This is a genomic window from Clostridioides sp. LIBA-2809 (genome assembly GCF_056688965.1).
This window is the reverse complement of the sequence record NZ_CP197004.1, coordinates 2,951,873-2,967,410: the sequence shown is the minus strand read 5'-3', so window position 1 is coordinate 2,967,410 and position 15,538 is coordinate 2,951,873. Positions and strand designations below refer to the sequence as shown.

Sequence of the window (15,538 nt, the reverse complement as noted above, 5' to 3'; positions counted from 1 at the left end):
TAACATTATAAGCTTATGGATATTTATTGTCAATAAAGCAAGAATCTATATCTATTGACTTTTTTCCATTCAAAATATAAAATAATAATTAAATCGGTCGTACGACCGACTGAATAAATAAAAACAATATCTTATAGTGAGGTTAATATGGATAAAATAAAATTGATAGTGGACAGTGCATGTGACTTACCTAATGATATAATAGAAAAATACAACATTGAAGTTGTTGGTTTAAATGTATCTTTTGGAGAAGAAAGTTATATATCTGGAAAGGAAATAGATAACGAAACTTTCTATAGAAAAATGAGTGAAAGTAAGGTACTACCAAAAACATCATGCCCTTCACCTGATAAATTTTTAGAAGCATATCATTGCCAAGAAGAAAGTGTTTTGGTCATTAATATAAGTTCAGGTCTATCTGGTACTTATAATAGTGCACTTTTAGCAAAAGATATGTTTGAAAAGGAAGGGAACAATAAGAAAGTTGAGGTTATAGACTCGCTTAGTGGCTCAATTGGAATAGGACAACTGGTGTTAAAGGCAGCAATATTAATAAAAGAAGGAAAAGAAATCGAAGAAATTGTTTCAATAATAGATAAATATAAAGATAATCCTCCATTTTTTGGAACTTTAGAGACTTTAGAAAATGCTATTAAGGGAGGTAGAATAAACCCTATAGCAGGGAAAATTATAAATACATTGAATTTTAAGGCAATAATACAAGTTGCAGATGGAATTGTAACTCCGATAGATAAGGCAAGAGGTGAAGGTAATAGCTTAAAAAAACTAATTAATTTGGTAGAGTCTAAAATTAAAGATAGAGAAGAAAAGGTTTTATTTATAGGACATGCAAACTGCCCTGAGAAGGCTCAAAAAGTAAGGGAAGTTATGGAAAAAGATGTAAAATATAAAGATGTTGTAATCTGTGAAGTTGGCTCAGTTATGGGTACATATACTTCAAAAGGTGCAATTTTAATAACAGCTATATAAGTCATGAGCTGAAAATTAAAGCCATATAAAAATGCTTAAAAGCATTTTTATATGGCTTATTTTATTTCTATTGAGTTAATTTTATAATTAACCAACTACACATATTTCTTTATCATATTTATTTAATATCTCGCAACCATCTTCAGTAACAAGTACTAAATCTTCTATTCTAACTCCAAACTCACCTGGTAAATATATACCTGGCTCTATAGAGAATATCATTCCTGGTTGTACAACATCTGTATTTATAGAAGATACATCTCCCTTATCATGAACTTCAAGTCCTATAGAGTGACCAGTTCTATGAGTGAAGTATTGTCCATATCCTTTTTCAGTTATGTAATCACGAGCAGCAGCATCTATATCACAGAATCTAACTCCTGGTTTTACAATAGCTTCAGCTCTCTTATTAGCCTCAAGAACTATTTCAAATATTTCTCTACCTTTTTCAGGTATTTCTTTATAGAATACAGTTCTTGTCATATCAGCACAATAATTATCTTTTATACAACCTATATCTAATATTATTGCATCTCCTGGTTTTACAAGTGCATTTCCAGGTTCACCATGTGGATTAGCTCCATTAGGTCCAAATCCTATAATAGGGTCAAATGAGAATCCGTCAGCACCTAAATCTTCATATATTTTAGATAATTTACCAACAAGTTGTTTCTCTGTAAGTTCACCAGAAACAGTAGCTTTAAGTTGCTCCATACTCTTGTCATTCAATCTTGAAACTATTCTCATTAATTCTTTTTCTTCTTCATCTTTACACATTCTTAAAGTATCTATTATATAAGATGAATTTACAAATTTACTTCCTCCACCTAATTCCATTAAGTTTAATAAGAATCTAGCTGGCCAGTTTTTATCAACACCCATAGTAGCATTTTTGTCTATATGTTCAGTTATTATTTCTACTGGATTTTGAGTATCATTAAACCAAACCATTTCAACACCTAAATCTTCTGCAACTGGGAATAATTCATTTATAAATAATTTATTATTACCATTTAAATTTAGATATAATGCTAATAATCTTTCACCTGGATGGATTAGTGTTCCTGTTAGATAAAATATCGAAGTAGGGTCACTTACCAACATTTGAGAAATATCATCTTTTTTCATTTGTTCAAGTACAGCATTTAATCTTTGAGTCTTCATAATAATTTCCTCCTAATCAAAATTCAATACAAATCAATTTTAGCATTATTAAACAAAAAAGAGTATACTTTTCTTCTAGAAATATAAAAAAAATTTGTTATATATTTTTTATATTAAATTTAATCCTCATTTTCACATTAAATGTAGAGGTAAAATGATTTTTTATTGTGAAAAATTTATATAAATGATGAATACAATCCATAAAGTTGTGTATTTAAGCTTTTTATATAATCATGAAAAATAATAAATAAAATTTTATATTAAAATAATATTGAAACAATTTTAAAAATTTAGTATGATTAGAATTAAAGTGGTAGAGCTTTTGTAATTTATCATTTTTAACAAAATTTGATTTCGAAGTATTTAGATTTCATCAATAAACGACATTAATAAATTGAAAATTCTGAAAATAATTGATTTAATGACAATGAATCTATTTTATCAATTTTGAAATCAACATTTTAACTAATTAATAGAGAGGAGAATTTAGATTAGGATGGAAAAGAAAAAAATAGGCCTATGGAGTTTGGTATTTATGAATGTATCGGCTTTATATGGTATAAGATGGATAGCTAAATCTACAGCATCAAGCTTTGGTTTAGGATTAGGTGCAATACCTATGTGGTTATTATTCTCATTTATATATTTCGTACCAGGAGCTTTAATTTGTGCTGAGTTAGCATCTACATATCAAAAAGGCGATGGAGGTTTATATGATTGGGTTAAGGAAGCCTTTGGAGAAAAATATGGATTTTTAGTTTCTTGGTTAAACTGGACAGCTAAAATATTTTGGTATTCTTCATTCTTAACTTTCTTAGCAGTAAATGTTTCTTATACAATAGGAAATCCAGCACTTGCTGATAATAAGATGTTTGTACTTATATTATCTTTAGTAATATTCTGGGCATTATCTCTTATAGCAACTAAAGGAATAAGTTTTACAAAGATATTTACTAACACAGGTGCATTAGGTTCAACAATACCAAGTGCGATACTTATAATATTTTCATTTGTAGCAGTATTTGTATTAAAAAAACATGATATAGCTTCAACATATACAATAGCTTCAATGACTCCAAAACTTAATATGGATGCGTTTGTTGCTATATCAGCTATAATGTTTGGTTTAGCAGGAGCAGAAACTGCGGCTAACTTTATAACAGAGATAGATAAGCCTGAGAAGAACTTCCCTAAGGCGATATTAATATCAGCTGGAATAGTAGCTTCATTATATGTATTAGGTTCAATTGCAATAACAATGATAATACCACCAGACGAAATTACTGCTTCTAAAGGTGTGCTAGATGCACTTGCAGCTGTTTGTCAATCTTTAGGAATAGGGTCTTGGTTGGTTCAATTAATAGCTTTTGGTATAGCTTTTTCAATATTAGGAGCAATAGTTCTTTACATAGCATCACCAATAAAAATGTTATTTGGTAGTGTCAAAAAAGGGGTATTCCCAGATAGCTTAGTAGAAGTAAATGAACATAAAATACCTTCTAAAGCTGTTATACTTCAAGCAATAATAGTTACTATAATATTATTAGTGACGACATTAATGCCTTCTGTTGACGCTATATATAATGTTCTTGTAACTATGACAGCATTAACTGCTTTATTCCCATATGTGTTATTATATGCTTCTTATATTAAATTAAGAAAAGAGAGACCAGATGAAATTAGACCTTATACTATGGCAAAATCAACAAGTACTTGTATAGGTTTAGCGAAAATGGTTTTAACAGTAACTGTAGTTGGTATATTGTTATCTGCAGCACCAGTTATGCCTACATTTGCTGAAAATATCATATATGAGATAGAGATGATTGGTGGAGGTCTTCTAGTTATACTATCTGGTATATGGTTGTGGAATAGATATGAAAAGAAAACAGCTAAATAAAATGTATTTTAAGAATTTCTTTTGGATATTATAATATATAGTTGACAATTTATAGTGTAAGGAATATTATAAAATAAAGAAATTAATAAATTGAATCCTGTGATAAGAAATAGTAAATAAATATACTTTTGTACAGAGAATTAAGGGTGCTGAGAACTTAATAAAAAGTGTTTATTGAATGGGTCTTTGAGGAGTAAGGTGAAATGTAGTTTAAAACTATAGAGTATCTGATATCGTGTGTGCACGTTACAGCATATATTGAGATATATATATTCAACTTTGAGTATATATAAATTTAGGTGGTACCACGGAAAATATATCCGTCCTATTGATTTAGGACGGATTTTTTAATATAGAAAATTTAGGAGGAAAAATGAACGTAATAGGAATTATAGGTGCAATGGATGAAGAAGTAAGTATCTTAGTTAATTTAATGGATATTAAAGAAACTGTAAAAAAAGCTAGTTTAGAGTTTCATCAAGGAACATTAGAAGGAAAAAATGTAGTATTAGTAAAATGTGGTATAGGTAAAGTTAATTCTGCTCTTTGTGCACAGATACTAATAAGTGAATTTAAAGTTGATGCTATTGTTAATACAGGTGTTGCAGGAGCTTTGAACGAAAATCTTGATGTTAATGACATAGTAATATCTACTGATGCTATACAATATGATATAGATACTACAGCATTTGGAGACCCTAAGGGAGTTATACCAAGAATGAAGACTTCTGTATTTAAAGCAGATGAAAGACTTATAGACGCTGCTTATAAATCTTCTGTAGAAGAAGTAAAGACTCACAAAGTACTGAAAGGAAGAGTCGTTACAGGAGATAAATTTATAAATTCTAAAGAATTAAAAGATGAATTAGTAAATGATTTTGGTGGATACTGTGGCGAAATGGAAGGTGGAGCTATAGCTCATGTATGTTATTTAAATGATACTCCATTTGTAATAATAAGAGCAATGTCTGATAAGGCAGATGGAAGTGCTGATGTTACGTATGATGTATTTGTGCATGATGCTGCCAATAATTCTAAGGATATAGTTTTAAACATGCTAAAATCAATATAAGTATATAAGGAGGTACAAATAAAATGAGTGAAAAAAAAGTTATATTTAGTGGTGCACAACCATCAGGAAAAATGACTTTAGGAAATTATTTAGGAGCTATAAAAAACTGGACTGAACTTCAAGATAATTATGATTGCTATTATAGTATAGTTGATTTACATGCAATAACAGTACCTCAGGACCCTAAAGTTTTGAGAGCTAATGCCATAGAATTGCTTGCTCAATATATAGCTTGTGGATTAGACCCAGAAAAAAATACTATATTTATACAGTCACATGTCAAAGAGCATGTTGAACTTATGTGGGTATTAAATACTATGACTTATATGGGTGAATTAAGTAGAATGACTCAATTTAAGGATAAATCACAAAAGAGTGAAGCAAATCTAAATGCAGGTTTATTCACATATCCAGTTCTTATGGCTGCTGATATATTGTTGTATCAAACTGATTTGGTTCCAGTTGGAGATGATCAAAAACAACATCTAGAATTAGCTCGTGATTTAGCAAATAGATTTAATAATAGATTTTCGCCTACTTTTGTAGTTCCAGAAGGATACTATCCAAAAGGTGGAGCAAGAGTAATGAGTTTACAGGAGCCAACTAAGAAAATGAGTAAATCTGATTCAAATGAAAATGCATTTATATTATTAGCTGATGATTCAGATTCTATAAAGAGAAAGATAAAAAGAAGTGTTACTGATTCCTTAGGTGTTGTGAAATATACTGATGAACAACCTGGTATTAAGAATCTAATTGATATATATTCTAATTTAAGTAAAAAGAGTGTAGAAGAGATTGTAAATATGTATGAAGGTAAAGGATATGGAGTATTTAAAGAAGATGTAGCTGAAGTGGTATCAGAATCTTTAAGACCTATAAGAGAAAAATATACTGACCTTCTTAATAATAAAGATTATTTAGAAAAAATATATAGTATGGGAGCAGAAAAAGCTGAAAAACAAGCTAGAAAAACTCTTAGAAAAGTTTATAAAAAAGTTGGTTTTATAGAAAGAAGATATTAATTATATGTTATAAAGAGGATATTATTTTATGAATATCCTCTTTATTTTTACATAAAAAAAGATGAGCTTTTGCTCATCTCAAAGGGGTTAGATTATTCTTACTTTGGGGAAAGTAGAATAAAGGTAAAAGTTAACTAACGTTAACTCTGTCTTTTTTGCATATCACTACTGAGCATAAAAAAATCAGAAAACCATAGCCTTCTGAACTAACTTTAAATATGTACTTTATACCCAATATGTAATTTATGAGTTAATTTTAACTCTTATAATGAAAATTGTCAATAATATATCAAAAAAACATTTTTTAAATTTATATAATTAAATGAATTTATGTTTCTATATAGATGATATGATACAATAACTATGGAATTTATTTTTGTGTATCTAACTTACAATAAAAATAATAAATTTAAAGTAAGTAAAGATTTATTTTTATGAGGAAAAATATGAAAACATCAATTTTAATAGCATTAATAGAAAAAACAAGTCTTATTGTAGTACTATTTCTTTTGATAACAAAGTTAAAAATGTTTAAGCAAATATTTCAAAAAGAAGAGTATAGCTTTAATGATTTAGTCTGTATAGCATTAGTTTTTACGTTTTTAGCCATATTTGGTACTTATAATGGTATAAACTATATGGGGTCAATAGTGAATACCAGAATAATATCTATAGTATCAGGAGGCGTTTTATTTGGACCGATGGTAGGTATTACAGCAGGGCTTCTTTCAGGTATTCATAGATACTTTATGGATATTGGAGGTATAACATCTGTTCCATGTCTTCTATCAAGTATACTAGCAGGTGTATTATCAGGATTTCTATATAAGAGGATACCAAAACAACATAGAGTAATATATGGCATACTGGTAGGTATGGTTTCTGAAAGTTTTACTATACTACTTATATATTTAATATCGCATCCACATTCTTTAGCGATTCAAATAATTGGTGGAATATATTTGCCTTTAATTGTTGGACAGATTGGAATAGGATTTGTTATATCCATAGTTGAGGGGATTGAAAAGGATAAAAAAGATATAGAGGCAAGAAATAAAGCAGAAATAAAAGCACTTCAAAGACAGATTAATCCTCATTTTTTATTTAATTCCCTAAACACAATAGCATCATTTATAAGATTCAGTCCAGATAAAGCAAGAGAGCTAATAATAAATTTATCAACTTATCTAAGATATAATCTTGAATATAGTGATAATTTGATAGATATAAATAAAGAGGTTGAACAGGTTAAATCTTTTGTAGAGATAGAAAAGGCTAGATTTGGAGAATTACTAACTGTATCTTATGATATAGATGATGTAAATATAAAGATTCCAAGTTTGATTATACAGCCGTTGGTGGAAAATGCAATAATACATGGAATTTTAGAAAGTGGTAGAGCTGGCACAGTAAAAATATCTATAAAAAAGTTACCATATTCATTAGAAAATACTGTAAGGATATCAATTGAGGATAATGGTATAGGCATAAGTGAGGAAATCATAAATAATGTATATCGAGATAATATGCCTGAAAATAAGATTGGGCTTTACAATGTACATTTAAGGCTCAAACTGATGTATGGAAGTGGGCTTAATATGAGAAGAACTGACAATGGGACTTTGATAGTATTTTATGTAAAGGAGTAGAAGAATGAGAGCTATAATAGTGGAAGATGAGTTTCCAGCAAGAAAGGAATTGAGATATTTTATTGAAAATAAAAGTAGCATTGAGGTAGTAAGTGAATTTACTAATGGTATAGAGGTGTTAAATTTTATTCAGGAAAATAAAATAGATGTAATTTTTTTGGATATAAATATACCTCATCTTGATGGGATGCTGCTTGCAAAAACATTGAATCAATTTAAATCAAGACCCAAGATTGTTTTTATAACTGCATATGAAAATTATGCAGTCGATGCTTTTTCTTTGGGAGTATTCGATTATGTACTTAAACCATATTCTGAAGAGAGAATAATTTCAATGCTGAATAAGTTAGAAAAAAGTAAAATGAATGATGTTGAACTATCTAATGACAGTAGTAATTTATCTAATGACAAGAAAGACATAATAAATCAAAACATAGAAGAAATAACACATAAAATTAGCCTTTGGAAAGGTGATAAACTGGTTGTAATAGATATTGATGATATATATTATTGTGAAGCTAATGAAAGGCAGACATTTATATATACAGAGGAAGAGAAGTTTATATTAAAAGAAGGAATATCAGAAGTAGAAACTATGATAAATGATAAAAAATTTTTTAGAACACATAGGTCTTATATCGTAAATTTAAGCAAAGTAAAAGAAATTATACCATGGTTTAATAATACATACATATTAAAATTAAAAAATAGTGATTATGAAGTAACTGTAAGTAGAAGTAAAGTAAAAGAATTCAGGTTATTAATGCATATATAAAGTCATTTCATGTACTTAAATATGCACTTAATGTAATTAACATTTATATTAGCATAAAAAAGTATTACCATTTGAACTGGAAATAGTTTTCTTAAACTTATAAAAATTTATAGAGCAATTATATAAAAAACTAAGGGGATGAATTTATGGTAAGTTTTTTAGGTTCAATAGTAGTACTTATAGCAGGGTATTTTATCTATGGTACTTTTGTAGAAAAGGTTTTTGGAATCAATGATAAAAATCAAACTCCAGCTATAGCTTGTAGAGATGGAGTAGATTACGTTCCAATGAAATGGAAGAGAATCTTTTTAATTCAATTTTTAAATATCGCAGGATTAGGACCTATATTTGGTGCTATACAAGGAGCGTTATTTGGACCATCAGCATTTTTGTGGATTGTATTTGGAACAATTTTTGCAGGTGGAGTACATGATTTTGCTTCTGGATATTTATCAATGAAGAACAAAGGTACATCTGCATCAGAGTTGGTAGGTCTTTATTTAGGCAATGGTGCAAAAATAGCAATGAGAATATTTAGTGTTATTCTTTTAGTATTGGTTGGAGTTGTGTTTGTAACAGGTCCAGCAGGATTATTAAAAACATTAACAGGTGTAAATACACAAATATGGGTTGGAGTGATAATCCTTTATTATATTATGGCTACTGTTTTACCAATAGACAAATTAATTGGTAAAATATATCCTGTATTTGGAGCTGCTTTGTTAATTATGGCAGTTGGAGTAGCAGGAGGATTAATAATAAAAGGATATAATATACCAAATATAAATTTACAAAATATGAATCCAAATGGGACACCTTTATTTCCATACTTATTTATAACAATAGCATGTGGAGCAATATCTGGTTTCCATGCAACACAATCACCTCTTATGGCAAGATGTGTTGAAAAAGAGAGTGAAGCAAGACCTGTATTTTATGGGTCAATGGTTGCAGAAGGGATAATAGCTTTAGTTTGGGCAGCAGCAGCCATGTCATATTTCCATGGTATACCTCAACTTAATGTGATATTTAATGATGGTGGAGCAGCAACAGTTGTAAATACAGTATCTGTTGGATTGATGGGACCTATTGGAGGAGCTTTAGCTATACTTGGAGTTGTGGCATGTCCTATAACTTCTGGAGATACAGCATTTAGAAGTGCTAGATTAACAATAGCAGATGCAATGAATTATAATCAAGATGCAGTAAAAAATAGATTTTTAATAGCTTTACCATTGTTTGCAGTTGGTGTTGCTCTTACATTTATAGATTTTAATATAATTTGGAGATATTTCTCTTGGGCAAATCAGACACTTGCTATGATAATGTTGTGGACTGGTTCTGCATATTTGGTTAAAGCAAATAAAAATCATTATATAACTACATTACCAGCACTTTTTATGACTGTAGTTACATTTAGTTATATAATGCAAGCAAAAGAAGGCTTTAGATTGCCAGTTAATATATCTAATGGAATAGGTGTTGCTGTTGCAATAATTCTTGGACTTTTATTCTTTAAAAAAGCTAAAGATATCAAAGAACAGAATAGCCATAAATTGGCAAGTTAGAAAATAATTACTATAAAAAATTAAAAATTTATATTTAAATTATATTCAAAAAATTGTAGGTGAATTTAAAATTTACCTACAATTTTTTTATCGAATCTTATTTTTTATTGTATGTTTAATTTAGTTTTCCACATACTATTTTTATGATATAAATATTAAAATAGAGGTGTTGAATATGGATACTAAAAAATATAAAGATAGATTATTAAAAGAAAAAGAAAAATTAGCTAATCTAGTAGTAGATATGAAAGATAATACTTTATTTGGAGATACAACTAAACATACAAGTGAAAAGTATTCATCAGGAGAACTATCTAGTTATGATAATCATATAGGAGATATGGGAACAGATGTATATATGCAAAATATGCAAAATAGTCTAATAAATCATGAAGAGGGAAGAATGTATCAAATAGATTTAGCGTTATCTAAAATAGAAAATGGAACATATGGGATTTGTGATTTATGTCATAATAAAATAGATTTAGAAAGATTGGATATATTACCTGATACAAATTTATGTAACAATTGTGCAAATAAAGAAAATGATTTATTAGGAGATGCAAGTGAAAATCCTGATGTTGAAAATACTAATTTTTATTCAGAATATTTAACAGACTTGACTGATTTAAATAAAAATGAATTATTGAAAGATTAAAAACTGACATCACATGTTGTTTAAATGAATTGGAAAAGAGGTAATGACATGAAAAAGGTAGTATGGGGTATATGTATATGTTTATTATCACTAGTAGGTGTGTATACATATAATCATAATCAAGATAACTTAAAAGAAACTTATAGTTTGAGTGACAGTAAAATAAGTGATTATGAAGATGTGATAATCAAAAAAGGAAACGATAATGAAAAGGTCATAGCTCTGACTTTTGATGATGGTCCAGATGAGGTTTTTACACCACAAGTACTTGATATACTGAAGAACAATGATGTAAAGGCAACTTTTTTCGTAGTTGGAGAAAAGGTAGAATACAATAAAAAATTATTAAAAAGACAGTATGATGAGGGACATGAGATAGGGAATCATACATTTACACATATAAATGTTGCAAAGAATAGTTATGATAAGGTAGAAAAAGAAATAACAGATACACAGAATGTTGTAAAAAATGTAATTGGAGTAGAGCCAAAAGTATTTAGACCTCCATATAGAGCTATGAGTAAGAGCGTGTGTGATATTATAGTTTCTAAACGTATGAATATAATTCTTTGGTCCAACTTAGACCCTAGAGATTGGTCTAATCCTGGAGTGGATAGCATTATAAATACTATTCTTACAAAAGTTCAAAATGGAAATATAATACTTTTACATGATTATAACAACAAAAGAAATGATAAATCACAAACTATACAAGCTTTAGAAGTAGTGATACCTAAATTAAAAGAAAAAGGATATAAATTTGTAACAATATCGGAACTTATAGAACACTTAGATAAAAATGAGCAAGTACAAAAATAAAAAATATTTATTAAAGTATTAATGATGTTTGTATTTTAAATTTACAAGCATCATTAATATTTTAAGAGAGTTGCTCTTTAGAGTATTTTTTTTGTATAATGGTAATAGTGAATTTCAAATAAAATTGATTTTTAAATAATTTATAGGGGGAAAAATAATTGCTATATGTATTAATAATAATTTTACTTATAGGGTTAGACCAACTGTCTAAAATATGGGTATTAAATAATTTGGTAGATGTATCAACAATACCAATAATAAATAATGTATTTCATTTAACTTATGTAGAAAATAGAGGTGCAGCATTTGGATTATTGCAAAATAACCAATGGATATTTATAATAGTTGCATTGCTTGCAACAGTATTTGGATTATACTATATTAATACAAGAAAAGTACATATATTTGGTAAGTTGGGGATTATACTAGTAATATCAGGTGCATTAGGAAATTTAGTTGATAGAGTTAGACTAGGTTTTGTAGTAGATTATTTTGATTTTAGGATTATATGGGAATATGTGTTCAACATAGCTGATGTATTTGTAGTTGTAGGAACTGTATTTTTATGTATATATGTTTTATTTTTTGAAAGTAAAAGTAGGTGATTTGATGGATGAAGTAAAAGAGTTTTTAGTACTTGAAGAGGAAGAAGAAGTTAGGCTGGATGTTTACTTAGCAGAGCAATTAGGTGATATGTCACGAAGCTACATACAAAAAATTATAAAAGATGGTAAAGTAAAAGTTAATGATAAGGTAGAAAAAGCTAAGTATTTAGTTAAAGAAGAAGATAAGATTGTTATAGAGATACCAGAACCTAAAGTTTTAGAAGTTGTAGCTCAAGATATTCCAATAGATATTGTATATGAAGACGATGATGTTTTGATAATAAATAAACCTCAGGACATGGTTGTTCATCCTGCTCCTGGGAACTATGAAAATACATTAGTAAATGGAATTCTATACCATTGCAAAGATAAATTGTCATCAATAAATGGTATTATTAGACCTGGTATAGTTCATAGGATAGACAAAGATACTTCTGGTCTTCTTATGGTAGCCAAGAATAATTATGCACATAATTTTCTAGCAGAACAGTTAAAAGAACACACTATAACCAGGGAGTATGAATTTATATGTTATGGTGTAGTTAAAGAAGATAAAATAACTGTAGATAAACCTATAGGAAGAAACCCTAAAGATAGGTTAAAAATGGCTGTAGCAAAAGATGGCAGAAATGCAACTACTCATTTTGAAGTGGTAGAAAGATTTAATAAATTTACTCATATGAGAGCTAGGCTTGAAACTGGTAGAACTCATCAAATAAGAGTTCATGCTTTGTCTATAAATCATCCACTTTTAGGTGATAATGTATATGGTCCAAAAGAAAATAAATTTAAACTAAAAGGACAAACCTTACATGCTAAGAAGTTGGGATTTATACATCCCACTACAAAGGAGTATATTGAATTTAATTCAGAATTACCTGAGTATTTTAAGGACGTTATTAGAAAAATTAAATAAGAATTTACACAATACTGTAAATCATTTGTTTGGTTTTGTATAAGTGATAAATTTAGTGAAATTTAACTAAAATATTTTATATTAAAGTATTTTGCTTAAAAAAGCTTGAAAAATTTGAAATATAAATATATAATTTGAGTTAATGAATTATAAAAATTATCTTTAAACGATACAGAGATATCGTAAGACAATTGCTAAATTAGACTGTATATTTTTATATAAGAGCTTCTTGTCTTGTGATGAGGAGTTTTTTGTTGTTTAAATTGAAAATTTAAGTAAAAGTAAGGTTATAAAAATTAAAAGAAAGGAGTAGATTTGTCAAAAAGATATATTATATATTTGACAATAATTATGATATGGTAGAAAAAGCTCAATTAATGGATGAAAAGGCAATAGCAAGAGCAATTACTAGGATAAGTCATGAAATAATTGAAAGAAACAAAGGTGTAGAAAATCTAGTTTTAGTTGGAATAAAGACTAGAGGTGTACCAATTGCAAATAGAATTTCTAAAAGAATAGAACAAATAGAAGGAACAAAAGTAGATACAGGGGATATTGATATAACCTTGTATAGAGATGATTTGGAAAAAATTGATGTGGAACCTGTAGTTAAAGGAACTTATTTAGATTTTAATGTAAATGATAAAACTGTGGTTTTAGTTGATGATGTTTTATATACAGGAAGAACTGTAAGAGCAGCACTGGATGCTATTATAGATATAGGAAGACCTAAATCAATACAATTAGCCGTATTAGTGGATAGAGGGCATAGAGAGTTGCCTATAAGAGCAGATTATGTAGGAAAAAATGTACCTACTTCTAGGCATGAAATTATATCTGTCAGTTTACTAGAAATTGATGGAGAAGATTCAGTTACAATCAAAGAATAATAATTTTTAAATATTGTATAAAAGCTTAGCATTGAATAGTCAGGGAGGAGGATAAAGCTTACATAGATTGCACAAAATAAATATTATGATTTTATGAATGTGTGTCTTAATGTGGTCTTTATTCTCCTTTATTTGAGTTTTTAATGTCGTAAAATGTAAAATAATGATAGATTGCATAATAAATATATAAAGATTAAAAAATAGAATCTAGGGAATGATAATTAATTAAAAGATATTAATTAAACAGAGGATTTATTTATATATAATAATTTTGGAGGTTTTTATGAAAAAAACGATAATGTCTTTACAACATCTATTAGCCATGTTTGGAGCGACAGTATTAGTTCCCATTTTGACAGGCTTTAATCCGTCAGTTGCGATTTTCTGTGCTGGTGTTGGTACATTGATATTTCATTTTTGTACGGAAGGAAAAGTACCTGCCTTTTTAGGTTCAAGTTTTGCATTTATACCAGTTATACTAGCAGCTAAAGAAGCATATGGTGGAGATTTAGCATATGCTCAAGGAGGTATAATAGTAGCAGGATTAATTTATATTATAATGTCAATTATAGTAAAAGTAGTTGGAGTAAATAAAATTAAATTGTATTTTCCAGCACAAGTTACAGGAGCAATGATAGTAGTTATAGGATTAAATTTATTGCCAACAGCTTTTAGTATGGCTTCAGCGAATTTTGTAATAGCATTTATAACTTTAGCAATAGCAATTTTAACTAATAAGTTTGGTAGAGGATTTATAAAGCAACTGGGAATATTAATAGCTGTTTTTTCTGGATATATAATATGCTTGATATTAGGGTTAGTAGATGTAACTACAATTACAGAAGCAAGTTTATTTGCAATACCTAACTTTACAATACCTAAATTCAGCTTAGGAGCCATTGTTATTATATCTCCAGTTGTTTTAGCTGTATTTATGGAACATATAGGAGATATGACTACTAATGGTGCTGTAGTAGGTAAAAACTTTATAGAAAACCCAGGTTTAAACAGAACTTTACTTGGAGATGGATTTGCAACTATAGTTGCAGGTTGTTTAGGTGGACCAGCTAATACAACTTATGGAGAAAATACAGCAGTACTTGCTATAACTAAAAACTATGACCCTTCAATACTTAGACGTACAGCAGTTTTTGCTATATTACTTGCTTGTGTAGGCAAGTTTGGAGGATTTCTTCAAAGTATACCAAGTTCAGTTATGGGCGGAATTAGTATAATGCTATTTTCAATGATAACTTATGTAGGATTAAAGACTATAAGAGATAGTTCTTGTGTAGAAAGTAAAATTAATATATTAATAATAGCAGTTATATTACTAATAGGTCTTGGAACAACATACCTGTCTAATAAAGGTATCTCTATAGGTATACCAATAACAAGTACAGTAAAGATAACAGGTCTTAGCTTAGCTGCAATTGTCGGAATTGTATTAAATAGAATTTTAAATAATAAGGATTTTAAAGTTGAAGAATAGTAAATAATAACTTGT

General features: G+C 28.4%; 14 protein-coding genes and 1 other annotated feature. Of the genes, 13 read left to right on the top strand and 1 reads right to left on the bottom strand.

Translation table 11 applies throughout. The annotated features are described in order from the left end of the window. Positions 1-147: 147 nt before the first annotated feature. On the top strand, positions 148-990 hold the full coding sequence (locus ACTG44_RS14070) for a DegV family protein (protein WP_021385542.1): 843 nt from the start codon (positions 148-150) through the stop codon (positions 988-990). An 87-nt stretch (positions 991-1,077) separates the two neighbouring features. Here ACTG44_RS14070 and ACTG44_RS14065 read toward each other — a convergent pair whose 3' ends face one another. After that, on the bottom strand, positions 1,078-2,154 hold the full coding sequence (locus ACTG44_RS14065) for a M24 family metallopeptidase (protein WP_479920659.1): 1,077 nt from the start codon (positions 2,152-2,154) through the stop codon (positions 1,078-1,080). A gap of 496 nt (positions 2,155-2,650) precedes the next feature. Here ACTG44_RS14065 and ACTG44_RS14060 point away from each other — a divergent pair, with 496 nt between their 5' ends. The 12 genes from ACTG44_RS14060 (at position 2,651) to ACTG44_RS14005 (ending at position 15,523) form a co-directional block, all read left to right on the top strand. Beyond that, complete coding sequence (locus ACTG44_RS14060; protein WP_021385372.1) at positions 2,651-4,054, top strand: APC family permease; 1,404 nt, start codon at positions 2,651-2,653, stop codon at positions 4,052-4,054. Positions 4,055-4,144: 90 nt separating this feature from the next. Beyond that, positions 4,145-4,385, top strand: a binding site (T-box leader). A gap of 42 nt (positions 4,386-4,427) precedes the next feature. Continuing rightward, a complete protein-coding gene (locus ACTG44_RS14055) occupies positions 4,428-5,126 on the top strand; it encodes a 5'-methylthioadenosine/adenosylhomocysteine nucleosidase (protein WP_021385395.1) in 699 nt (232 codons plus the stop codon). 23 nt (positions 5,127-5,149) lie between these two features. After that, entirely contained in the window at positions 5,150-6,151 is a 1,002-nt protein-coding gene (gene trpS / locus ACTG44_RS14050) for a tryptophan--tRNA ligase (protein WP_479917259.1), read from the top strand. 446 nt (positions 6,152-6,597) lie between these two features. Beyond that, positions 6,598-7,800, top strand: a complete 1,203-nt coding sequence (locus ACTG44_RS14045; RefSeq protein ID WP_479917258.1) for a sensor histidine kinase — start codon at positions 6,598-6,600, stop codon at positions 7,798-7,800. Between the two features lie 4 nt (positions 7,801-7,804). After that, complete coding sequence (locus ACTG44_RS14040; RefSeq protein ID WP_021385375.1) at positions 7,805-8,575, top strand: LytR/AlgR family response regulator transcription factor; 771 nt, start codon at positions 7,805-7,807, stop codon at positions 8,573-8,575. 146 nt (positions 8,576-8,721) lie between these two features. Next, positions 8,722-10,143 (top strand): carbon starvation CstA family protein, encoded by a 1,422-nt coding sequence (locus tag ACTG44_RS14035; RefSeq protein ID WP_021385467.1) that lies wholly within the window; start codon positions 8,722-8,724, stop codon positions 10,141-10,143. A 175-nt stretch (positions 10,144-10,318) separates the two neighbouring features. Beyond that, positions 10,319-10,801, top strand: coding sequence for a TraR/DksA C4-type zinc finger protein (locus ACTG44_RS14030; protein WP_479917257.1), 483 nt, complete (start codon positions 10,319-10,321; stop codon positions 10,799-10,801). Positions 10,802-10,849: 48 nt separating this feature from the next. Continuing rightward, entirely contained in the window at positions 10,850-11,620 is a 771-nt protein-coding gene (locus ACTG44_RS14025) for a polysaccharide deacetylase family protein (protein WP_479920658.1), read from the top strand. Positions 11,621-11,778: 158 nt separating this feature from the next. Beyond that, a complete protein-coding gene (lspA, locus tag ACTG44_RS14020) occupies positions 11,779-12,225 on the top strand; it encodes a signal peptidase II (RefSeq protein WP_021385553.1) in 447 nt (148 codons plus the stop codon). After that, positions 12,194-13,141, top strand: a complete 948-nt coding sequence (locus tag ACTG44_RS14015; RefSeq protein ID WP_479920657.1) for an RluA family pseudouridine synthase — start codon at positions 12,194-12,196, stop codon at positions 13,139-13,141. Before lspA ends, ACTG44_RS14015 begins: the two co-directional genes overlap by 32 nt. A gap of 356 nt (positions 13,142-13,497) precedes the next feature. After that, complete coding sequence (pyrR, locus tag ACTG44_RS14010) at positions 13,498-14,031, top strand: bifunctional pyr operon transcriptional regulator/uracil phosphoribosyltransferase PyrR (RefSeq protein ID WP_021385574.1); 534 nt, start codon at positions 13,498-13,500, stop codon at positions 14,029-14,031. A 283-nt stretch (positions 14,032-14,314) separates the two neighbouring features. Continuing rightward, positions 14,315-15,523 (top strand): uracil-xanthine permease family protein, encoded by a 1,209-nt coding sequence (locus ACTG44_RS14005; protein ID WP_021385440.1) that lies wholly within the window; start codon positions 14,315-14,317, stop codon positions 15,521-15,523. Positions 15,524-15,538: the final 15 nt, after the last annotated feature.

Excerpts from the sequence above, each read along its gene's own strand:
- ACTG44_RS14070 (WP_021385542.1), top strand. The coding sequence starts at position 148 with ATGGATAAAATAAAATTGATAGTGGACAGTGCATGTGACTTACCTAAT.
- ACTG44_RS14065 (WP_479920659.1), bottom strand. The coding sequence starts at position 2,154 with ATGAAGACTCAAAGATTAAATGCTGTACTTGAACAAATGAAAAAAGAT.
- ACTG44_RS14060 (WP_021385372.1), top strand. The coding sequence starts at position 2,651 with ATGGAAAAGAAAAAAATAGGCCTATGGAGTTTGGTATTTATGAATGTA.
- ACTG44_RS14055 (WP_021385395.1), top strand. The coding sequence starts at position 4,428 with ATGAACGTAATAGGAATTATAGGTGCAATGGATGAAGAAGTAAGTATC.
- trpS (WP_479917259.1), top strand. The coding sequence starts at position 5,150 with ATGAGTGAAAAAAAAGTTATATTTAGTGGTGCACAACCATCAGGAAAA.
- ACTG44_RS14045 (WP_479917258.1), top strand. The coding sequence starts at position 6,598 with ATGAAAACATCAATTTTAATAGCATTAATAGAAAAAACAAGTCTTATT.
- ACTG44_RS14040 (WP_021385375.1), top strand. The coding sequence starts at position 7,805 with ATGAGAGCTATAATAGTGGAAGATGAGTTTCCAGCAAGAAAGGAATTG.
- ACTG44_RS14035 (WP_021385467.1), top strand. The coding sequence starts at position 8,722 with ATGGTAAGTTTTTTAGGTTCAATAGTAGTACTTATAGCAGGGTATTTT.
- ACTG44_RS14030 (WP_479917257.1), top strand. The coding sequence starts at position 10,319 with ATGGATACTAAAAAATATAAAGATAGATTATTAAAAGAAAAAGAAAAA.
- ACTG44_RS14025 (WP_479920658.1), top strand. The coding sequence starts at position 10,850 with ATGAAAAAGGTAGTATGGGGTATATGTATATGTTTATTATCACTAGTA.
- ACTG44_RS14015 (WP_479920657.1), top strand. The coding sequence starts at position 12,194 with ATGTTTTATTTTTTGAAAGTAAAAGTAGGTGATTTGATGGATGAAGTA.
- pyrR (WP_021385574.1), top strand. The coding sequence starts at position 13,498 with ATGGTAGAAAAAGCTCAATTAATGGATGAAAAGGCAATAGCAAGAGCA.
- ACTG44_RS14005 (WP_021385440.1), top strand. The coding sequence starts at position 14,315 with ATGAAAAAAACGATAATGTCTTTACAACATCTATTAGCCATGTTTGGA.